General features: G+C 72.7%; 13 protein-coding genes. 8 read left to right on the top strand and 5 right to left on the bottom strand.

Going from position 1 to position 21,060, the window contains the following annotated elements; translation table 11 throughout:
- Positions 1-65: 65 nt before the first annotated feature.
- The 5 genes from OG599_RS29940 to OG599_RS29920 all read left to right on the top strand — a co-directional run bounded on the left by OG599_RS29940 (position 66) and on the right by OG599_RS29920 (position 8,908).
- Positions 66-1,229, top strand: a complete 1,164-nt coding sequence (locus tag OG599_RS29940; RefSeq protein ID WP_327179090.1) for an ABC transporter permease — start codon at positions 66-68, stop codon at positions 1,227-1,229.
- A complete protein-coding gene (locus OG599_RS29935; RefSeq protein ID WP_327179089.1) occupies positions 1,226-2,206 on the top strand; it encodes a carbohydrate ABC transporter permease in 981 nt (326 codons plus the stop codon). Before OG599_RS29940 ends, OG599_RS29935 begins: the two co-directional genes overlap by 4 nt.
- A 179-nt stretch (positions 2,207-2,385) precedes the next feature.
- On the top strand, positions 2,386-4,620 hold the full coding sequence (locus tag OG599_RS29930) for a 1,4-beta-glucanase (protein WP_327180238.1): 2,235 nt from the start codon (positions 2,386-2,388) through the stop codon (positions 4,618-4,620).
- Positions 4,621-4,634: 14 nt separating this feature from the next.
- Positions 4,635-6,614, top strand: a complete 1,980-nt coding sequence (locus OG599_RS29925; RefSeq protein WP_327180237.1) for a beta-galactosidase — start codon at positions 4,635-4,637, stop codon at positions 6,612-6,614.
- A complete protein-coding gene (locus OG599_RS29920) occupies positions 6,611-8,908 on the top strand; it encodes a glycosyl hydrolase family 95 catalytic domain-containing protein (protein ID WP_327179088.1) in 2,298 nt (765 codons plus the stop codon). The genes OG599_RS29925 and OG599_RS29920 overlap by 4 nt, the downstream gene beginning before the upstream one ends.
- Before the next feature lie 89 nt (positions 8,909-8,997).
- On the opposite strand, the gene OG599_RS29915 is transcribed toward OG599_RS29920, so the two are convergent.
- Positions 8,998-10,008, bottom strand: a complete 1,011-nt coding sequence (locus OG599_RS29915) for a LacI family DNA-binding transcriptional regulator (protein WP_327179087.1) — start codon at positions 10,006-10,008, stop codon at positions 8,998-9,000.
- A 499-nt stretch (positions 10,009-10,507) separates the two neighbouring features.
- On the opposite strand from OG599_RS29915, the gene OG599_RS29910 reads away from it, so the two are divergent.
- Positions 10,508-11,446 carry a hypothetical protein gene (locus tag OG599_RS29910; protein ID WP_327179086.1) on the top strand — a complete coding sequence of 313 codons (939 nt, stop codon included), beginning with the start codon at positions 10,508-10,510 and terminating at the stop codon, positions 11,444-11,446.
- 175 nt (positions 11,447-11,621) lie between these two features.
- On the opposite strand, the gene OG599_RS29905 is transcribed toward OG599_RS29910, so the two are convergent.
- Positions 11,622-13,694, bottom strand: a complete 2,073-nt coding sequence (locus OG599_RS29905; RefSeq protein WP_327179085.1) for a hypothetical protein — start codon at positions 13,692-13,694, stop codon at positions 11,622-11,624.
- A gap of 277 nt (positions 13,695-13,971) precedes the next feature.
- Here OG599_RS29905 and OG599_RS29900 point away from each other — a divergent pair, with 277 nt between their 5' ends.
- Positions 13,972-14,619, top strand: a complete 648-nt coding sequence (locus OG599_RS29900) for a YceI family protein (protein WP_327179084.1) — start codon at positions 13,972-13,974, stop codon at positions 14,617-14,619.
- Between the two features lie 263 nt (positions 14,620-14,882).
- The gene (locus OG599_RS29895; protein WP_327179083.1) at positions 14,883-16,064 is read left to right on the top strand and encodes an ATP-grasp domain-containing protein; all 1,182 of its coding nucleotides are present in this window, start codon (positions 14,883-14,885) and stop codon (positions 16,062-16,064) included.
- A 243-nt stretch (positions 16,065-16,307) separates the two neighbouring features.
- On the opposite strand, the gene OG599_RS29890 is transcribed toward OG599_RS29895, so the two are convergent.
- The 3 genes from OG599_RS29890 to OG599_RS29880 form a co-directional block, all read right to left on the bottom strand.
- Entirely contained in the window at positions 16,308-17,582 is a 1,275-nt protein-coding gene (locus tag OG599_RS29890; RefSeq protein WP_442809720.1) for an MFS transporter, read from the bottom strand.
- Positions 17,583-17,599: 17 nt separating this feature from the next.
- Entirely contained in the window at positions 17,600-18,139 is a 540-nt protein-coding gene (locus OG599_RS29885; protein ID WP_327179081.1) for a helix-turn-helix domain-containing protein, read from the bottom strand.
- 723 nt (positions 18,140-18,862) lie between these two features.
- Positions 18,863-20,653 carry a YVTN family beta-propeller repeat protein gene (locus OG599_RS29880; protein ID WP_327179080.1) on the bottom strand — a complete coding sequence of 597 codons (1,791 nt, stop codon included), beginning with the start codon at positions 20,651-20,653 and terminating at the stop codon, positions 18,863-18,865.
- Between the last annotated feature and the right edge of the window lie 407 nt (positions 20,654-21,060).

Here is a 21,060-nt window from a genome sequence, read left to right as displayed (position 1 = left end):
AGTGGCCGCCGGGCGCAGTGACGCCCGGCGGCCGGGGCGGAGCAGCACGACATGGGGAGCTCACGGTGAAGCCACGGGCCACGGCGGCGGCCGGCACGGGCCGCGCGGCGGACGGGACCGACGTCCCGGCCGGCGAGGACGGCGGAACGCGGGACGGCAGTACGCCGGACGGCGGGGGCGGGGACGGCGGAGTCAAGGACGGTACGGACAGGCCGCGGGCCACCGGCAAGAACGCGGCTGTCCGCGCACGCGGCGGCCGGTCCGGCAAGGCGGCGAAGGGCGGCGGGCACCTGGCATCCGGGCTGCCTGCCGGGGGCATCACCTGGCGGCACCGGCTGCGGCGGGACCGCACGCTGGTCCTGATGACGGTCCCCGCCATCGTGCTGCTGCTGATCTTCAACTACATACCGCTGCTCGGGAACATCGTCGCGTTCCAGAACTACGACGTCTACGACCTGGGCATCACCGGCAGCCCCTTCGTCGGTTTCGACAACTTCACGCGGATCTTCGACGACTACCGTTTCTGGGAAGTCCTGATCAACACGCTGGTCATCTTCCTGACGCAGTTGATCCTCTTCTTCCCGATCCCGATCGCCATCGCACTGCTCCTGAACAGTCTGATGAGTGCGCGGGTGAAGGCGTGGGTGCAGGCGATCGTCTACCTGCCGCACTTCTTCTCCTGGGTCCTCGTCGTCACCGTCTTCCAGCAGATGTTCGGCGGCGCCGGCCTCGTCGCCCAGTGGCTGCGCGAACACGGCCACGAGGGCTTCGACCTCATGACCAACCCCGGGTTCTTCAAGTTCCTGGTGACCGCGCAGGCCGTCTGGAAGGACGCGGGCTGGGGCGTGATCGTCTTCCTCGCCGCGCTCGCCGCCGTCAACACCGACCTGTACGAGGCCGCCGCGGTGGACGGCGCGGGGCGCTGGCGCCGCATGTGGCACGTCACGCTGCCCGCGCTGCGCCCGGTGATCGCCCTGCTGCTGGTGCTGCGGGTGGGCAGCGCGCTCAACCTGGACTTCGAGCAGATCCTGCTCCAGCGCGACCAGGTGGGCGCCGGCGCCTCCGAGATCCTCGACACCTACATCTGGTGGACGGGCATCAAGACCGGTGACTTCGGCTACGCCGCCGCCGCCGGAATCTTCAAGGGACTGTTCAGCGTCGCGATGGTGCTGGGCGCGAACAAGGTCGCCCACATGCTGGGCGAGCAGGGGGTGTACTCCAAGAAATGACGACTCTCCTGGACCTCGAGAAGACCCCGGGCGGGTGGCCCGTGGACACCACCCCGGCCCGCACCCCGCTGCAGCGCCTCCTCGGCACCGAGCAGCGCCCCGCCTGGGAGGACGAGCCGACGAAGGCCGGGCTCGCCTTCAAGGGCTTCGGCCTGGTGGCGATCTGCGCCGTCATCCTCATCCCCATCTGGGTGGTGGTCGTCACCAGCCTCTCCGACACCAAGGCCATCAACGACGCGGGCGGGCTGGTCGTCTGGCCGAAGAGCGTCACCTTCGTCGCGTACAAGGAGCTGCTGAGCGGCGGCGCGGTCACCCGGGCCGCGATGGTCAGCATTGGACTGACCGTCGTCGGCACGGTGTTCAGCATGGTGATCTCGATCCTCTGCGCCTACGGCCTCAGCCGGCGCGACTCGATCGCCCACCGGCCGCTGCTGATGACGCTCATGGCGACGATGTTCTTCGGCGCCGGGCTCATCCCCACGTATCTGCTGGTGACCGGGATCGGTCTGAGCGACAGCTACTGGTCGATGATCCTGCCGAGCGCGATCTCCGTCTTCAACATCCTCGTGCTCCGCGGCTTCTTCATGGACACCGCCCCCGAACTGATCGACGCGGCACGCATCGACGGCGCCGGCGAGTGGCGCATCCTGCTCCAGATCGTCATGCCGCTCTCCCGCGCCGTGGTCGCCGTCATCTCGCTTTTCTACGCGGTGGGTTACTGGAGCCAGTGGTTCAACGCCATGCTCTACATCCAGGACAGCGACAAGTACCCGCTCCAGATGATCCTCCGTCAGCTGGTGCTCCAGCACCAGGTGCCGCCGGGTGCGATGGGGGCGGCGGTGAGCAGCGGGCAGATCAACAGCCTCGCGGTGCAGATGGCCGTCATGGTCCTCGCGCTGATCCCGGTGGCGGTGCTGTCGCCGTTCGTCCAGAAGCACTTCCAGAAGGGGATGCTCACCGGGGCCGTGAAGGGCTGAGCCCACCGCGTTCTCCGCTGCCGTACGTGCCGCGCGCCGGGTCCTCCCGCGCGCGGCACGGAGCATCCCGTTCTCCCTCTTCGCCGTCCCCCGTCCCGCTCCCGCTCCGGAAGGACTCCGCCGTGCCCGCGTTCCGTTCCGATCCCGGTCCTGCCGCACCCGCACCCACGACCAACCCCGTGCCGTCGCCGCCCGGGCGCCGCTCGGTGCTGGCCGGGGCGGCCGCCGTCGCCGCGGCCGCCTGCGTACTGCCCGCCGCGGGTACGGCCTCGGCGGCGGAACGCCCCTCCGGCCGGCCGGGGGCCCAGGCGTACCGCTGGCGCACCGCCGCCATCGGCGGCACCGGGTTCGTCACCGGGCTGATGTTCCACCCGTCGGTGCGCGGCCTGGCCTACGCCCGGACGGACATCGGCGGAGCCTACCGGTGGGACGCCGCGAAGGCCCGCTGGACGGCGCTCACCGACTTCACCGGCTGGGACGACTGGAACCTGCTCGGCGTCGAGGCGATCGCCGTGGACCCGGCCCACCCGGACCGGGTGTACCTCGCGCTCGGTACGTACGCCCAGTCCTGGGCAGGTCCCGGGGCGGTGCTGCGCTCGGAGGACCGGGGCGCGACCTGGACCCGTGCGGACCTGACGGTGCGGCTCGGTGCCAACGAGGACGGCCGCGGTACCGGTGAGCGCCTGCTGGTCGACCCGCGCGACAGTCGGACCCTCTGGCTCGGCACCCGCCACGACGGGCTGCTGCGCTCCACCGACCAGGGCGCCACCTGGGCGCCGGACCCCTCCTTCCCCGCCGTGCCGTCCGCCTCCGGCCAGGGGGTCACCCTGCTGGTGGCGGTGGGGCGGACGGTGTACGCGGGCTGGGGCGACGGCACCACCTCCCTGTACCGCTCGACCCCGTCCGGCGGGTGGGAGCCGGTCCCCGGCGCGCCGGTGGCCGACGGGTCTACCCGGGTGCCGGTCCGGGCCGCGTACGACGCCGTCTCCCGTGCCCTGTACGTGAGTTGGGCGAACGGCCCGGGGCCCAACAACCAGAGCGACGGCGCGGTGCGCCGCCTCGACACGGTGACCGGCGCCTGGTCGGACGTGACGCCCGTGGTGCCGGGCGGGGCGGACGCGTTCGGCTACGGCGGGATCGCGGTGGACGCCCGGCGCCCCGGGACGGTCGTCGTCTCCACCAACAACCGCTGGGGGCCGGTCGACACGCTCTTCCGCTCCACCGACCACGGGCGCACCTGGACCTCCCTCAAGGACACGGCGGTGCTGGACGTCTCGGAGACGCCGTACCTGCGCTGGGGTGGGGAGGCGAAGTTCGGCTGGTGGATCCAGGCCGTCGCGGTCGACCCCTTCGACTCCCGCCACCTCCTCTACGGGACCGGCGCCACGGTCTTCGGCACCCGGGACCTGGTGCACTGGGCGCCGGAGGTCCGGGGCCTGGAGGAGTCGTCGGTACGCCACCTGGTCGCGCCGCCCAGCACCCGGGGAGCCCAACTCCTTAGCGGGCTGGGGGACATCGGGGTGATGTACCACGAGTCTCTCACCTCCTCCCCCTCGCGCGGCATGGCGTCGAACCCGGTGTTCGGCACCGCGACCGGCCTGGCCCTCGCGGCACGTGTCCCCTCGTACGTCGTACGGACCGGCTGGCCCTCGGGGTCGGACGCCGCCGGGGCGTACTCCCTTGACGGAGGGGCCAGTTGGCAGCCGTTTGCGGCGCAGCCGCAGATCGCGGCGTCCGCGCCGGGCCCGATCGCGGTGAGCGCGGACGGGACGACGCTGCTCTGGACGTTCATCCACTGGGACGGCACGAAGTACCCGGCGCACCGGTCCACGGACGGCGGTGCGAGCTGGAGCGAGGTGGTGACGTTCCCGAAGGGCGCGACGCCCGTCGCCGACCCGGTGGACTCCGCCCGCTTCTACGCCTACGACACGGACACCGGCACCGTCCACCTCTCCACGGACGCGGGCGCGACCTTCACCGCCGGCGCCACCGGACTCCCTTCCGGTGACGCGCAGTTCAAGATGGCGGCGGCGCCGGGCAGGACGGGCGACCTCTGGCTGTCGGCGAAGACCGGCGGGCTGCACCGCTCGACGGACGGCGGAGGCACGTTCACGGCCGTGGCCGGGGTCCAGGAGTCGCACGCGCTGGGCTTCGGCAAGGCCGCCCCCGCCCCGAAGGGACGGCCCGGACGCCCGGGGTACCCCGCGGTCTTCCAGACGGGACGGGCGTCCGCGACGCACGACGGCGTGGCCGTGCTGCGCTCGGACGACGCGGGCGTCACCTGGATTCGCATCAACGACGACCAGCACCAGTGGGGGTGGACCGGCGAGGTGATCGCCGGCGACCCCCGTGTCCACGGCCGGGTGTATCTGGGCACCAACGGCCGGGGCATCCAGTACGCCGACCCGGAATGAGGATCGAGAACACCATGCCGTCCCTGCGTGACGCCACCCGTGGCCGCCTTCTCTTCGGCGGCGACTACAACCCCGAGCAGTGGCCCGAGGAGGTGTGGGCCGAGGACGTGGCCCTGATGAAGGAGGCCGGGGTCAACTCGGTGACGCTGGGCGTCTTCTCCTGGGCGAAGATCGAACCGCGCCCCGGGGCACGGGAGTTCGGCTGGCTCGACCGGCTGATGGGGCTCATGGAGGAGCACGGCATCGGGGTGGTCCTCGCCACCCCGACCTCCTCCCCGCCGCCGTGGATGGGTGCGCTGCACCCGGAGACGCTGCCGCGCGCGGAGGACGGATCGGTCGTGTGGTACGGCTCGCGCCAGCACTTCTGCGCGAGTTCACCGGTGTACCGCCGGTACGCCGCAGCCCTCACCGAGGACCTGGCGGCCCGGTACGCCGGCCATCCGGCGCTGACCATGTGGCACATCAACAACGAGTACTGCACGCACTGCTGGTGCGACGAGACGGCGGCGCACTTCCGCCGCTGGCTCGCCGGCCGGTACGGCACGCTCGACGCGGTCAACGAGGCCTGGGGGACGGCCTTCTGGAGCCAGCGCTACGACACCTGGGCGGAGATCCTGCCGCCCCGCAAGGCCCAGTACACGCGCAACCCCACACAGGTGCTCGACTTCAAGCGGTTCACCTCCGACGCCCTGCTGGAGTGCTACTCCGCCGAGCGGGACATCGTGCGCCGCCACTCCCCCGCCCTTCCGGTGACGTCCAACTTCATGCCGCTCTGGTCGGGTCAGGACGCGTGGGCGTGGGCCGGGCAGGAGGACGTCGTCTCGGTGGACGTCTACCCGGACCCGGCGGACCCGGGAGCGGGGCAGTACAACGCGATGCTCGCCGACATGACGCGCTCGCAGGCCCGGGGGCCGTGGATGCTGATGGAGCAGGCCGCGAGCGCGGTCAACTGGCGCCCGGTGAACCACCCGAAGCCGCGGGGGCTCAACCGGCTCTGGTCCCTCCAGTCGGTGGCCCGGGGTGCGGACGCCGTCTGCTACTTCCAGTGGCGCCAGTCCCGGCAGGGCTCGGAGAAGTTCCACTCCGGGATGGTGTCGCACGCCGGACCCGAGGGCCGCGCCTTCCGGGAGATCACCCGCATCGGCTCCGAACTGGCCACCCTCGCACCGGAGGTGAGCGGCGCACACGCCCCGGCCGAGGTGGCGGTACTGCACGACTGGGACGCCTGGTGGGGCAGCGCGCAGGAGGGCCGCCCCTCCTCGCACCTGGACTACGCGGAGATCGTACAAGCCTGGCACCGGGCGCTCTGGGAGAACGGCACGGCGACCGATTTCGCCCGCCCCGAGGCGGACTTGAGCGGCTACCGGATGGTCGTGGTGCCGCAGCTCTACCTCCTGACCGACGCCGCCGTCGACAACCTGGTCGCGTACGTGGCGGGCGGCGGCACCCTGGTCAGCGGGTTCTTCACCGGCGTCGCCGACGTGGACGACCGCATCCGGCCGGGCGGCATGGACGCGCGGCTGCGCGAGCTCTTCTCGATCCGCACGCTCCACGAGTGGTGGCCCGTCGAGCCGGACGCGAGCGTCGCCTGCGACGGCTTCCAGGGGCTGCTGTGGTCGGAGGAGCTGGAGACGGACGGCACCGGCGAGACCGTCGCCGCCTACCGGGGCGGCGAACTGGACGGCCTGCCCGCCGTGCTCCGCAAGGGCGGCGCCTGGTACCTCTCGACGCTGCCGGAGCCCGGCGCACTGCGCGAACTGCTCGGCCGGGTGGCCGGCGAGGCGGGCGTCCGCCCGGTGGTGGCCCAACTGCCCGAGGGCGTGGAGGCGGTGCGCCGGGGCGAGCTGCTCTTCCTGCTCCACCACGGGCAGGGCACGGTGACCGTGCCGCTGCCGGGCACGTACGTCGACGTGCTCAGCGGCGCGAAGACGGACGGTGCCGTGGAGCTGGGGCGTTACGGCGTGGCGGCCCTGAAGCCGGTCGGCGCGGCATGAGCCGGGGCACCTGGGAGCCCCGGCCCGCGGCGCGCTGGGAGGACGCCTTCCTCAGCGGGAACGGGCACCACGGGGCGATGGTCTACGGCGACCCGGCCGACGACCGGGTGATCGTCAACCACCACACGCTCGTCCGGCCCAACGGCAGCGAGCACCTGCGCCCACCGGAGCTCTCGGGCGAACTCGGCCGGCTCCAGGACGCGTTGCTCGCCGGGGACACCGAGGCGGCCGAACACTTCGGTGCGGGCCGCCCGCTGGTGTGGGTCCAGCCGTTCCACCCGGCGTTCCAGACCCGGGTGCGACGGAGCGGGGCACAGGCCACAGCCGACGGGGACAACAGCGCTCTCCCGTACTCCACTTCAGCCAGACACGGGGCCGAGTCCGACCCGGCGCCCTACCGCCGCGAGCTGGACTTCACCTCGGGTGAGGCCACCGCCTCCTCCGGCCCCTGGCGCAGTCAGGTGTTCGTGTCGCGGGCCGACGACGTGATCGTGCAGCACATCACCGGACCCGCGCCGGACATCGAGGTCGCGCTCGACCCGGCCCTCCCCGGCGCCCCGGCGGGCCTCGCGATCGGCCGCTCCACGGCGCTGACGCCGCACGGCGCCCGCCTCGCGGTGCGGCTGCGCTACCCGGACAGCGACCTGTCCTGCGTCGGCGTGGCAACGCTGCGCGCGGAGGGCGGCACGGTCTCGGTGGACGGCGACGGCGTGCGCGTCACGGGCGCCCGGAGCCTGCTGCTGCTCACCCGGGTGCGCCGGGGCCCCGGCGACCCGGACCTCGAAGCCGAGTGGTCGGCCTTGCCGGATGCCGACTACCCGACCCTGATGGCCCGTCATCTACCGCTTCATCAGGCCGCGTTCCTGCGGTGCGCGCTCTCCCTGCACGACGAGGACCCGGCCCGTCCGGACCTCCCGGGAAGCGAGCTGCTGCGTCATCCGGGCAGCCCCGCGCTGCTGGAGCGGCTGTTCGCGGCGGGCCGCTACCACCTGCTCTCCGCTTCGGGGCTGTTGCCGCCCCGCCTGACCGGGCTGTGGACGGGCGACTGGAACACCGCCTGGTCGGGGGCGTTCACCACCAACGCCAACCTCAACCTCCAGCTGGCCTCGGCCGCCGCGGCGGACCTGCCCGAGGTGCTCGACGCCCACGCCCGCCTGATCGAGGGTCAGTCGGAGCACTGGCGGGAGAACGCCCGTGCCCTGTTCGGCGCCCGGGGCATCGTCGCGCCCTCCCACTCGGACGGCGAGTCCGGCCACACCCGTCACTTCCAGCGCGCCTATCCGCTGCACCTGTGGACGGCCGGTGCCGACTGGCTGCTGCACCCGCTGGTCGAACGCGCGGCGACCACCGGCCGGACCCCGCGGGAGCTGGTCTCCTCCTGTATCGAAGTGGCCGATTTCTACACGGACTTCCTCACCCGCCGGGCCCCGGACGGGAGTGTGGCCGTCGTCCCGTCGTACTCCCCGGAGAACCGCCCGGCGAACGCGAGTTGGGGCACCGTCAATGCCACGATGGACATCGCGGCGGCCCGTCACGCCCTGACGACGGCGGCGGAGCTCGCCCCCGCCCATCCGGACGCGGACCGTTGGCTCGCCCTCGCCGGCCGGCTGCCGCGCTATCTGGTCAACGAGGACGGCGCGCTCGCGGAGTGGGCGTGGCCCGGTCTGCGCGAGACGTACGACCACCGCCACCTCAGCCACCTCTACCCGGTGTGGCCGCTCGACGAGATCAACCCGTACGACACCCCCGGGCCGGCCCGCGCCGCTCACCGCGCGCTGGAGCTGCGGGGTTCGGAGAACGACTCGGCCCACGGCCATCTGCACCACGCGCTGGTCGCGGCGCGGCTGCGGGACGGATCGCGGGTCTCCTCGGCTCTGGCGTCGGTGCTGGCCGGGGACTTCTTCCACGACTCGCTGATGAGCGCGCACTACCCGGGCCGCGACGTCTACAACGCGGACGCCGCCCACGCGCTGCCGGCGGTGGTGCTGGAGATGCTGGTCCAGTCGGCACCGGACCGCCTGGTCCTGCTGCCCGCGCTCCCGGCCGCGTACCCCAGGGGCACGCTCCGGGGCGTCCGTACGAGGTTCGGCGCGACGCTCGACCTCGGCTGGACCCCCGAGGAGGTCACCGCGGTGCTCCGGCCCGCCCGTGACGCCCGGATCGAGCTGCGTACGGGGCCGCCGCCGGGCGCCCCGGAGGGTGCGGCGGAGCCGGGCACGGCGTCCTGGATCACGCTCACCGCGGGGGCCGACCGGGTCCTGACGGTGCCGCGCCGGGAGGCGGCGGACGGGTGAACGGCCCGGCGGCCCCTCCGCCGGTGAGCTCCCGGCCGGTCGCGGCGTGCGCGCGACCGGCCGGGAGCTCACGGGTCCACCGGCGCGGCTCAGACCGCGGGCGCCGGGCCCGTACTCGCCCGTATCGTCAACTCCGGCGCGATCAGCTCGACTTCGTCCTTGCCGCAGCCGGTGAGCTTGGCCACCACCAGCTCGACCGCCCGGCGCCCCATCTCCTGGGCGGGGATGGCGACGGAGGTGAGCCGCACGGAGGCCTGGGCCGCCACCTGTTCGGGGCAGATCGCGACGACCGAGACGTCCTCGGGCACGGCACGGCCCTGCTGCTGGAGGAGGTTGAGCAGCGGCTCCACCGCGGATTCGTTCTGGACGATGAAGCCGGTGGTGCTCGGCCGTTCGTCGAAGATCCGCGACAGGGTCTGCGCCATCGCCGCGTAGCCGCCCTCGCAGGGCCGGTGCAGCACGGTCACGCCGGTCTCCCGCGCCTTGGCCCGGATGCCGTCGATGGTGCGTTCGGCGAAGCCGGTGTGCCGTTCGTAGACGGCGGGCGCCTCACCGATCACCGCGACCTCGCGGTGCCCGAGTCCGGCGAGGTGCTCCAGGCACAGCGCCCCGGTCGCCTCGAAGTCGAGGTCCACACAGGTCAGTCCGGCCACGTCGGCGGGCAACCCGATGAGGACGGCGGCCCGTTGGGTGTCCCGGAGCACGGGCAGGCGTTCGTCGTGCAGTTCCACGTCCATGAGGATCAGCGCGTCGGCGAGCGAGCTCCCGGCGATCCGCCGGACCGCCGCGGGACCCTCCTCGCCGGTGAGGAGCAGCACGTCGTAGCCGTGCGTGCGGGCGGTGGTGGCGACCGCGATGGCGATCTCCATCATCACCGGCACGTACATGTCCGTACGCAACGGCACCATCAGGGCGATGATGTTGGAGCGACTGCTGGCGAGCGCGCGGGCCCCGGCGTTGGGGTGGTAGCCGAGTTGCTGGATGCTCAGCTCCACGCGCTCCCGGGTGGGAGCGGAGATGGACCGCTTCCCGCTGAGGACGTAGCTCACCGTGCTCGCGGAGACTCCGGCGTGCTGGGCGACCTCGGCCAGGGTGACCATGCGCTCTCCCTTACGGGTGACAGTGACAAGTGGGGGTGCGGCAGAACAACGGAGAGGACGGAACGGTTGGTGAAGCGCTTCGAAACGAGCGACTTCCCTCTCAATCCCCCTCTGACATGCGAAGATTCAATCCAGGCTAGACGGACTCCTGTGAACTGTCCAGAGAGGCGTCGAAGCGCTTCGACACCTCCTGGGAAGGAGTCAGGGAGCGGGAAGCCCCACGCCCCCGGACAGCCCGGGGAGTCCCGTGACTCCGGACGGCCGGGGACGATTCGGAGCCGGGACCGCCACCCGCCCGTCCAGCGCCGCCCACTGGTCCGGTGGCCTGCGTCCGTACGGTGCCATGGCGCTTCCGTTCCTCTGTCCCCCGTGGGAGACAGGGGGTTCGGACTCGTAGTCGCCGCACGGAACCAAAAGGTTGCCGCCGGTGGTGGACCGATTCGGCTCGCCTTCGGAAAACCGCTCGATGCCGCCTCCGCGGCACCCTTACGCTGCGCGGATGGATGAGGAACTGCCGCCCCGGCCGACGGCCGACGCCAGGGAGCTCTACGAGGCGCTGCGGGACCATCACGGCCCCGACGCCTTCGGGTCGGTGGTCGCGCCGTGGCTCGCACACGCCACCGCCGTCGGCCACCGGGCCTGGCTGGCCAAGGCCGCGGAGTCGCTCTGCCAGGAGGACTCCAGCCGGCCTCGGCACCTCCGCGCGGAGTTGAGCTGGGAGTTGTACGCCCTCAGCCGGGTCAGCGACGTGCTGCTCCTGCCCCACCAGCCGCCCCCGGACGCGGGGGACGAGACACCCCGGGCCCGCCGGATGCGCACGCTCGACCAGCAGTCGGCGCTCGACCCGGCGGAGTACCTCCAGCTCTTCACCGGCCTGGGGCTGGTGCCGTTCCGGGAGACGGGCTCCTTCGACCCCTTCCTGCACGAGATCGTGGAGGTCGAGCAGGCCGAGGACCCGGAGGAGCCCGTCCGGGTGACCGGGGCGGTCTGGCCGGGGCTGTGGCTGGGTCCGCTGCTGTTCAGCCGTGCGGGCGTTCGCGTCCGGGCCGGCGCGCGGCACGCGGAGCGCGGCGTGGCCGACCGTTCCCCGCTCTACTGGACCTTCCTGCGCCGCCACCGGCCCACGGTCGACCTGTCGCAGGGCTGGGGCGGCAACTCGCAGTGGCGCACCGAGTTCCGTCTGGACCACCGGACGTCGGCAGGCGGACGCGTCAACGCGGACGGCCGCCAGGACATCGACGCCCCGGAGAACCTCGATCCCGCCGAGGCGCTGCTGACCCCGGTCGAGCGGCGCCAACTGGTCCTCAACCGCTGCCTCTTGCGCACGCCCGAGAACGCGGCCGCACTGGCCTCGCACACCTCGTGGGAGACGGACTTCTATCCGTACGGCTGGCGGCTCCCCTCCTCCGGAGAGGCCCCCGATCGGACGACCCGGTAGGAACGCCGTCAAGACCCTCGACGCGGTCCGGGACGGGACGCCTCCGACGTGAGCCCCCGGCCCGCCCGTTCACCAACCCCCGGCCTGCCCGTTCACCACCCCCGGCCTGCCCGTTCACCACCCCCGGCCCGCCCGTTCACCGACCCCCGGCCCGCCCGTTCACCGACCCGCCCGTTCACCGCGCCTGAGCGGGATTCTCCGGCTTGTTCCGCTCGTGGGCCTCCAGTGCCGCCCGGGCCCGGTCGGTCACCTCGTCGCCACGGCCCCGCGCCCGCCCCACCGCGAGGTCGATCGCCATCCGCACGCGGAAGGCCTCGCCGTGGACGTAGGAAACCCCCGAATTCTTCTGGCGGTTGCTCACGGAGATGAGGGTCAGCCCGGCGCGCTCGTCGTGCTCGTGGCTGAGCCACTTTCCGTACGCCCACTCCCGCCGGCCGCCCGGACCGCTGAACAGGACGCGCCGGTCGGTGACCGCCAGCTCCCCCGCCCAGGTGGTCTCCAGATGGCTCACCCCCTGCCGGGTACGTACCTCCACGAGGGACGCGGGCGCGACGAAGAGCACGCGCTCACCGGACTTGCGCGCCGCCCAGCGGAAGTCCGCCGCGCTGTACTCCGTGCCGAGCAGTCCCCGGACGAAGTCGTGTTCCGCGGCGAGCCGTTCGCGGGTGTTCAGCCAGACGGCCAACTGGCGCCCGTGCGCCTCCCGGGCGCGGCGGCGCTCGTCCTCGCGCCGGCGCTCCTCGGCTTCCTGCCGCGCGACCACGGCCAGGGCGGCCCGCTCCTGCGCCGCGATCCGCGCGGACTCGCGCCGTCGGGCCCGCCACACGATGATCGCTCTGCGCCGCCGCCACAGCAGCACGCCGACAGCCGCCGGCACGACCAGGGTCACGGCGAGGCCGAGCAGGGCGTCGCGGATCTCGGCACCGGTCATGTCGTCCGATACCCGCACGACGAGCTCCCGCTCGGTGGTGTTGCCGTGCGCGTCGGTCAGCCGGGCCACCAACCGGTGGTCGCCGGGCCGCGCGTGCCAGGTCAGTACCTGGTGCGCGCGGTCCAGGACCACGGAACGCTTCCGGTCCGCTCCGTCGAGCCGCAGGGTGGCGCCTCGTTCACCGGCCACCGTCAGCACCACGTCACCGTGGCGCGCCCGCTCCTCGTCGTAGCCGAGGCGCAGCGCCGGGGCGACCGTGTCGACGACGAACTCCGCCGAGCGCGCGTTCCCTTCGCGCCCGAACGGGTCGGTCAGCGTCACCGTCGCCCGGTACGCCCCGTCCTCCAGCGGAAGGGACACGCCGCCGCGTCCGTCGCCGTCCAGCCGGACGGGCTCCGTCCCGCCCCCCGCGGTCACGGTCCCCGTCGATCCGGGCGGCCCGACGACATCGACCCGGGTACGCCCGTCCTCCGGGGTCCCCACCCGCACCCGGGGCCGGAGTGCCTTCAGGGCGACGCGGACGGCCGCGACCGTACGGGTGCGGTTGCCGGCCTCGTCCCGTACGACGGCGACGAGCCGGTACGAGCCGTCGGGCAGGCGGAACGATCCGCTGACCGTTCCGGCGACGCCGACCGTGCCGCTCAGCGCTTCCTTGCGGCCCTCGACCGTCACCTCGTACGTGGCGCCCGCCTCGGCGTCGAGGGACACCTCGGCCGCACCCGTCTCCGGGTCCGTCGCCCCCAGCGCGGGTGTGCCCGCCTCGGGGGCGGTGCCGTCGACCGTCACGGTGAACTCGTCGCTCGCGTCGCTGGTGTTGCCCGCGGAGTCGACGGCCACGACGGTGTAGGCGTGCTCGCCGTCCTCCGCGTCGAAGGCGATCTTCTGCTCCACCCCGGTGGCCGTGGCGTGGGCGACGACCGAGTCCGCCTCGTCCCGTACCTCGATCCGGGCCCCCTTCTCGGCCGACACCACGACGCCTACGCGTCCGCCGGCCCCCGCGTCCGCGCCGCGCGTGGCGGGTCGCTCGGGCGCCTCGTCGTCCAGGACCACCTCGGTGTCCGCGCCGGGGTCGCTTCCGCTGTCGCTGCCGCTGCCCGTTCCGGTTCCGGAGCCCGGCAGGGAGGTGTACCCGCATTCCGAGAAGTACCCGAGGTCCCCGCAGACGTACGAGCCGGTGTCGGAGGGGCAGGAGTGCCATCGGTGGCAGCCGTCCCGGTGAGCGGCGGCGGGTGACGCCCCCACGCCGAGCGCGGCGGCGGCGACGAGCAACGCGACCATGGCCATCACGGCACGTCGAAGGCTGATGCGTATCCTCACGCGGCTGGTCCCCCCGGCTCAGCGACGGCATTCTGCACGCCGAAGGACGGGATCTTGTCAGGTGATGTGAAGGAATGGCAAATGAACCGTGGAACACTCGCGGGGCCGGGAGAGCGTCAGTCACTGTCCGCAGAGGAGCCGCACGGGAGCGCGGTCTTCCGAGTCGCTACGCCCCGTGTCCACAAGGGCTTCACCCCCGTGAAGATTCACGCGGAAATGTTCGAATTCATCAACTTTCTCTTACGTTGATCGCTCTCTCAAAGTAACTACATAGTTCATGAACATCTTCAGCCGCAGCTCAACGCCCCGACGCACAGCGGACACGGGCGCGGGCACGACGGTCGCGCCTCCCGCCGCCGTGCTCCCCCATCCGGCGCTGAAGGGGCTCACCGGGGAATGGATGATCGATCCGGCGCACAGCAGGATCGGGTTCTCCGTGCGGCATGCCATGGTGACGACGGTGCGGGGCTCGTTCGCCGAGTACGAGAGCCTCCTCTACTTCGACGGCGGCAACCCCGCCCGCTCACGGGCCGAGATCTCCATCGCCACCGCCAGCGTCGACACCGGGGTCGAACAGCGTGACGGGCACCTCGTCGGGCGGGAGTTCCTGGACGCCCAGCGGCACCCGCGGATGGTCTTCACCAGCACCGCCGTGACCCTCCAGGCGCAGGACGTCTACCGCATGACCGGCGACCTCACCATCAGGGACACCACCAACCCGGTCGATCTGGAGCTCACCTACATCGGCCACGTCACCGACCCGTTCGGCTACGAGCGCGTCGGCTTCGACGGCACCACCACCATCAACCGCTCCGACTGGGGCCTCACCTACAACGCCCGCCTCGCCGAAGGCGGTGCCATGGTCAGCGAGCGGCTCCGCCTCCAGTTCGACATCGCGGCGATCCGGAAGCCGATCGCGGAGTGAGGAGTTCCGTCGCGGCGGAGCGACGAGGACGGGAGAGGTCCGCCGGACGGCACCGGCGGACCCGGAGTCCGGGGCGCGGGACCTGGAACGCCGGCCCCTGAATCCGTAACACGGACGTAGCAAAGCGGGCCGTCCCGCGCCCTAGGATCACCCCAACGCCCCCACCTGCGGTTCCTCCTACCGCAGGTGGTCCGCGTTCTCCCTCTCCCACCGACCGGGTACGGCCCTGCCCCGCCGTGTCCGCGACCCCGAAGGCGGCCTGCATGGTCTCTCCCGTACGCGTCTGGCTCAACCGCACGTACGCGGAGAACGTGTTCTTCATCGATCAGTTGCGGCGCAATCCGCAGGGCCGTCCCGTCGAGATCCACGCCACGCACGCCGACCCGGACTCCCCGGTGCTCGCGGCGGCCGACACCTCGGCGCCGGAGCCGGAGAACCTGTCGCCCGCCGCGTACGTCGAGTACGCGCTGGACCAGTGCGCGCGGCGCGGCATCGACGTGTTCGTACCCGTCCTCCACCAGGCGGCTCTGGCCGCGCACCGCGAGGACTTCGCGGCGCTCGGGACGGCGCTGCTCGCGCCGCCCGCCGAGGCGATAGGTCTCTTCGCCGACAAGGCGCGGGCGTACGAGACCGTGCAGCGGGTCGGCGCCCCGGTGCCGCCGTGGTGGCGGGTGCGCGACGAGGCCCAACTGCTTGCGGCGGTGGACGCCATCGAGGCGCAGGGCGAGAAGGCGTGCTTCAAGCCGACCGGCGGCGAAGGCGGCGTCGGGTTCCGGATCATCACCCGGGCGCCGTTCTCCATGTTGCACCTGACCGGATTCCCCAGCCCGTACGTGCCGTTGGAGCTGGTGACCCGGGCGTTGCGGCGCACCGAGCGGTCCGTCGACTGGCTCGTCATGCCGCGCCTGGACGAGCCGGAGGTCTCCGTCGACTGCCTCACCGGCCCCGACGGAGAGGTCCGGTTGGCGGTGGGCCGTACGAAGAACGGCCGGCGGCGCGGCTTCACGCTCGACCCCGCGTGGATCGAGCCGGCCCGCCTGATCGCCCGGTCCTTCGGTCTGCACTGGCTGACGAACATCCAGTTCCGCGTGCACGCGGGCGAACCCGTCCTGATGGACGTCAACACCCGCCCCGCCGGGGGCCTGCACCAGCTCTCCCAGTGCGGCCTCAACGCCCCGTGGGCGGCCGTGCGCCTCGCCCTCGGCGACGACCCCGGCGCCCTGACCCCGGACTTCCTCGGCTCCGACTACGCGGTGGTCCCCGGCCCCCGCCCCCTGCGCCCGGTGCTCCCGCAGCAGCGGACCCAGTCGCCGCCGCCCGCGTACGCCCCGCTCACTCCCGGGCCTGGCCCGGGAGTCGTCGTCGCCCCGGTGGTCGGCCCCGTGGTCGGCCTGGCCTCGGTCCTGCCGGTGGCCGGCGCGTCGCAGGGGGCGGAGCTGCCCTGACGGGGACGGGCCCCGGGTCGCTAGGCCGTGTCTGACAATTCGCGTCGGATCGGCGGGCGGTGTCCGGTGCGGTGCATCGCAAGGCGGAGGACCGCCCGAGTACTGGATGTACTCGGGCGGTCCGACAACGCCGCGAGGTGCCGTGCCGGGCGCCGACCGCCCGGCGGGAAGGGTCAGACACGGCCTCGGCCCGAGGGCCGAGGGCGAACCGCCGCGGGCGTCGTGACGCCCGCCACGAGCGCGTCACGCCGCCTCAGGCGCGCTCTCCCGGACAAGATCCCCGGGTGCAGGGTGATCCGGTTCATCGGCCGGGGCGGCGGCACGCAGCGCCGCTTCGACTCGCCGGTTGCTGGTCATGGTCGCCGTGACGGCGGTCATCGCCAGGAGGAGGCCGGCGGCGGCGTAGAGCGGGGTGCGGATGTCGTAGGCGGTGGCCAGCCAGCCCCCGACGAAGGCCCCGACGGGGGCGGCGCACATGGCCAGCATGCGGGAGGTGGAGGCGACCCGGCCCATGAGGTGGGGCGGGACGATCGCCTGCCGCAGGGAGGGCGCGAGCACCATCGTGGCACCCATGCCGGCCCCGCAGACGGCGAGCGCGAGGCCGGCCACGTACGGGTCCGGAGCGGCGGCCAGGCCCAGGACGGCAAGCCCTTCGACGGCAGCCGTGCAGGTCAGCGCGGTGCCGGTGCCGAGTCGCCGACCGAGGTGGGAGGCGATGCCCGCACCGAGCAGACCACCGGTGGCCTCCGCCGTGAGGAGCAGGCCGAAACCGTAGCCGTCGATGCCGAGACGTTCGTGCGCGAAGAGGGCGAGGACGGTCTCCACGGCGAGGAAGGCGACGTTCCCGACCGCCGGGCGGAGCGCGAGCCCGAGCAGCAACCGGTTACGGAAGACGTACGAGGCCCCGGCCCGCGCCTGCCGGAGCAGCGACTCGCGGACCTCCGGCACGGGCGGGGGCATGGCGGGCAGCGTACGTACCAACAGGGCGGAGAGCAGGAACGACACGGCGTCGGCGAGCAACGGTACCGCCCGCCCGAGCGTGAGCAGCGCGCTGCCCGCGGGCGGTCCCGCGAAGCCGGACATGGCGGTCTGGGCGCCGCGCAGACGGGAGTTGGCGCGCTCCAGGTGTGCGGGGTCCCGGCCGAGCAGGTCCGGCAGATAGGCCGTTGCGGCGGTGTCGAAGAAGAGGCCGCCGAGGCCGAGCAGGAAGGCGACGGTCGCGAGCAGCGGAATGCTCAGCACGTCGAGCGCGGCCGCTGCCGCCGGTATCGCGAGTAACGCCGCGCGTGCCGCGTCGGTGACCCACATCGTGCGGCGGCGGTCCCAGCGGTCCACCAGCGCACCGCCGAGCACCCCGAAGAGCAGCCACGGCAGCGTCCCGGCGGCCGTGACGACGGCGAGCGCCATCGGGTCCCGCGTCAACGTCAGCGCGATCAGCGGCAGCGCGGCGTGCGACACCCCGTCACCGAGCGAGGACACCGTCTGCGCGGTCCACAGCCGCGCGAACCCGGCCGGCAACTTCCGTACATCTTTCTTCACTTGGCGCTCCCCTCGGCCTGCTCGCGCGGTGCCGGGTGGAACAGCGCGAAGACGAACGACGCGTCCCCGCGCGACGGATCGGACAGTTCCCGGTACTCCTCCGCCAGCGCCTGCAACCGCTCCCCCAACTCCGTGAACTGCTCGTCGCTGAGCCGCAGATGTGCCATCCCGATGTGCCGCTCACCGTCCACCGGCGATGCCTCCAGGTCCGCCAGCGCGTGGCGCATCAGCGCATCCGGCCCTCCCCGGCCCGGATCCGGCAGCACGATCGTCCGCGCGGCCATGGCGTAGTACCGCTCATGGACTCCCCGCACCTTCCGGGTCCGTACCACCTTCACCAGGCCGGCCCGCTCCAACAGCCGTACGTGGTAGCTGGAACTCCCCTTCGCGAGGCCCACCCGCTCGGCGATCTGCGTGATCGTCGCGGGCTCGAAGCGGAGCACGGCCATGATCCGGTGGCGGGTGAGGTTGGAGACGGCGCGCAACTGCTCGTCCGTCGTGACGTGAAGGGTCTCGGGAAGCTCGTCGGCTGGCATACGAGCAATGGTCAACGATTCTTGACCATTGGGCAAGGGGAATCTGCGCACGGGTTTCCTTCAATCCCCTTCCGGCGCAAGGGACTTCGACCGTAGAGCCGGCCCGCGCAGGGGCCGACCGGGGACCGGGGGCCGGTGCTCGCCGATGGGGGGCCGATCGCACTGGGGGGCGACCCGCCACCACCCGGATCCTGCGGGATGCCAACTCGACCGCCCAGCTGCGGGTCAGCAACTCCGGTGACGGCCACACCCCTGCTGCTGTGCGCTGCGGGGCTGTTCATACCGGCCATCGTGCGACCCTGCCGCCGGCGGCAAGGTCAAGCAGCCGTGGCCGGCATGCGCTCGGGCCGTTTGACCCGCCTCGCGCGCAACCACCGTCACGTTCCCCACGACATACGGCCGCATGGGGAGACGCTTCCGCAACCCTACGAGATCAACCCGCTCAACACCCGCGGCCCCCGCAACTCCCACAGATCGCGGGTGCTGCGAGGACCGTTGGAACCCAAGCGTCCCCGGGGCCCGTGGCGCGCACTCGCCCCGGCCGCAGCGCGGCGGCCGGGGCTGGTCAGTACCGCAGGTTGTGCCCGTCCGTGACTTCGTCCTCGCTGGTCATGTGCTGCTGCCGCGAGTTGTGGAACCGGGGGGCCTTTGGCGACCGGGTAGTACGGAGCTGACGCATGGCAGCGGCGGGGTGGCGCGGGTTCACCGCCTGCCTGGCCGGTGTCAGGGGCAGGTGACGAGGAGGATGGAGAGCGCGGTGCAGGTGGCACTCGCGCTGTTGTTGACGGTGTTGGGGTCGGTGGGTGCGGAGGTGGTCCGCTGGCCGGTGACGGTGACCGCTCCGAGGGTCAGCAGACTCAGCGGGACGCGGAAGGTCTTGTTCACGCCGGCGCTGTTGGCGATGGGCCCGTAGGAGCAGGTCACCGTGGTGCCCGCGGCGGTGCATCCGGCGGAGAGGTTGGTGGCGGACGCACCCGGCGGGAGCGTCGCGGTCAGGGTCGCGGACGTGACGGCGTTGGGGCCGGTGTTGTGGGCGGTGAGGGTGTAGCTCAGGTAGGGCACCAGGATGCCGATGTGGGGCTGCGCGGTGAGATCGACGTCGATGTCCGCGGTCGGCGGGGTGGCGACGGTGGTGGACTGGGCGGCTGTGTTGTCGCCGGGCACCGGGTCGGTCTCCGTGGCAGAGGCGGTGGCGGTGGCGGTCAGGGTGCCGGCCGCGGTCGGGGTCACGTGCACGGTGACGGTGGCCGACGCACCGTCGGCGACGGTGCCCAGGGCGCACGTGACGGTCGGCGCGGTGATGGCGCAGGAGCCCTGGGAGGCGGTCGCGGAGGTGATGGTGCGGGCGGTTCCGGAGAGGGTGATCGTGGCGGTGGTGCCCGTGGCGGCGTCGGAGCCGTTGTTGTCGACGATGGCGGTGTAGGTGAGGGGGTCGCCCGCGTTGACGGGGTCGGGGGCATCGGTGACGGCGACGGTCAGGTCCGCGGTGGGTACGGCGGCGGCTGCAGGGGCGAAGGCGACAGCGTAGGGGAAGGAGCCGAGCGGGAAGGTCGTGGTGACGGTGTTCGTGGCGGTGTCGATGACCGAGACGGTGCCGTCGTAGCCGTTGGGGACGTACACCGAGGCGCCGTCGGGGGTGACCGCGGACTCGAACGGGCCGCTGCCGACGCCGACGGTGGCGACGACGGTGTTGCTGGTGGTGTCGATCACCGACACAGAAGCCGAGCTGTTGTTGCTGGCGTAGGCGCGGGTGCCGTCCGGGGACAGCGAGAGGCCGAACGGGCCGATACCGACGGGGACGGTCGCGGTGACGGTGTTGGTGGCGGTGTCGATCACCGAGACGGTGTGGGAGTTCTGGTTGCCGACGTAGGCGCGGGTGCCGTCCGGAGTCACCTTGATGACGTTGGGTTTGAGGCCGGTGCCGACGGTCGCGACGACGGTGTCGGTGACGGTGTCGATCACCGACACCGTGTTGCCGTTGTTGTTGGAGACGTAGGCGCGGGTGCCGTCCGGGGACAGCGCGAGGCCGAACGGCAGGGCGCCGACCGCGACCGTCCCGGTGACCGTGTTCGTGGCGGTGTCGACGACGGACACGGTGTTCGCGCCGGAGTCGGCGGTGTAGAGGGTGCCGCCGTCCGGGGACACCGCGAGCTTGAGGGGGCCGGCGCCGACCGCGATGGTCGCGGTGACGGTGTTCGTGGCGGTGTCGATCACCGACACCGAGCCGGAGCCGTTGTTGGCGGCGTAGGCGCGGGTACCGTCCGGGGACACCGCCACACCGATCGGGGAAGAACCGACGGGGATGGTCGCGACCGCCGTGTTGGTGGCCGTGTCGAGCGCCGTCACGGTGTTGCCGAACAGGTCGGGGACGTACGCCACCGGGGCGGGCGGCAGCGCCTGCGCGGCGGGGGCGGGCAGCGCGACCAGCCCGGCGACGGCGAGCGCGCCGGCGGCGACCAGCGCGGAGAATCTGCGTCGCGGACGCGACGGGCGTAACACGGAACGTGAGGACATCAGGTGCCTCAACCCTTCTTCGAGGCCCGCCCCGCGTCAGGGAGCCGAAGGGGGCGACCCGAGGACGCCGCGTGCTCACCGGCCCCCGGTCACCGCCACCAGGACGTACCCACGACGGAGCGAACATCCCTGGCGGCCAACGGAGTTGGCCCCCTCGACTCGCCCAGCATGACACCCCGGGCCCCGCCACAGTCCAGGAACCAGCACATACGCGCTTCCCGCTCCTGAGCAGACGGCCCTGTCCCGCCCCACGCGGCAGGGACCGCGGTCCGGCTGCGGGCCTCCGTGTGCGGACACCCCTTGCAGTTCGCCTCACCTGTCGGAGTTCCGGGTCCTTGCGGGACTCGGCCAGGGCAAGTCCCCCAGGCCCCGCATCTGCTCGCCGGTGAGCAGACGGGCAACTCGGC

This window comes from Streptomyces sp. NBC_01335 (assembly GCF_035953295.1).
Classification (GTDB): Bacteria; Actinomycetota; Actinomycetes; order Streptomycetales; family Streptomycetaceae; genus Streptomyces.
Note: the sequence above shows the minus strand (reverse complement) of the source record. Positions and strands in the feature narration are given on the sequence as shown.

Bases quoted from the DNA above. Each gene is read 5' to 3' on its own strand.
- OG599_RS29935 (WP_327179089.1), top strand. From the start codon at position 1,226: ATGACGACTCTCCTGGACCTCGAGAAGACCCCGGGCGGGTGGCCCGTG.
- OG599_RS29925 (WP_327180237.1), top strand. From the start codon at position 4,635: ATGCCGTCCCTGCGTGACGCCACCCGTGGCCGCCTTCTCTTCGGCGGC.
- OG599_RS29920 (WP_327179088.1), top strand. From the start codon at position 6,611: ATGAGCCGGGGCACCTGGGAGCCCCGGCCCGCGGCGCGCTGGGAGGAC.
- OG599_RS29915 (WP_327179087.1), bottom strand. From the start codon at position 10,008: ATGGTCACCCTGGCCGAGGTCGCCCAGCACGCCGGAGTCTCCGCGAGC.
- OG599_RS29910 (WP_327179086.1), top strand. From the start codon at position 10,508: ATGGATGAGGAACTGCCGCCCCGGCCGACGGCCGACGCCAGGGAGCTC.
- OG599_RS29900 (WP_327179084.1), top strand. From the start codon at position 13,972: ATGAACATCTTCAGCCGCAGCTCAACGCCCCGACGCACAGCGGACACG.
- OG599_RS29895 (WP_327179083.1), top strand. From the start codon at position 14,883: ATGGTCTCTCCCGTACGCGTCTGGCTCAACCGCACGTACGCGGAGAAC.
- OG599_RS29885 (WP_327179081.1), bottom strand. From the start codon at position 18,139: ATGCCAGCCGACGAGCTTCCCGAGACCCTTCACGTCACGACGGACGAG.
- OG599_RS29880 (WP_327179080.1), bottom strand. From the start codon at position 20,653: ATGTCCTCACGTTCCGTGTTACGCCCGTCGCGTCCGCGACGCAGATTC.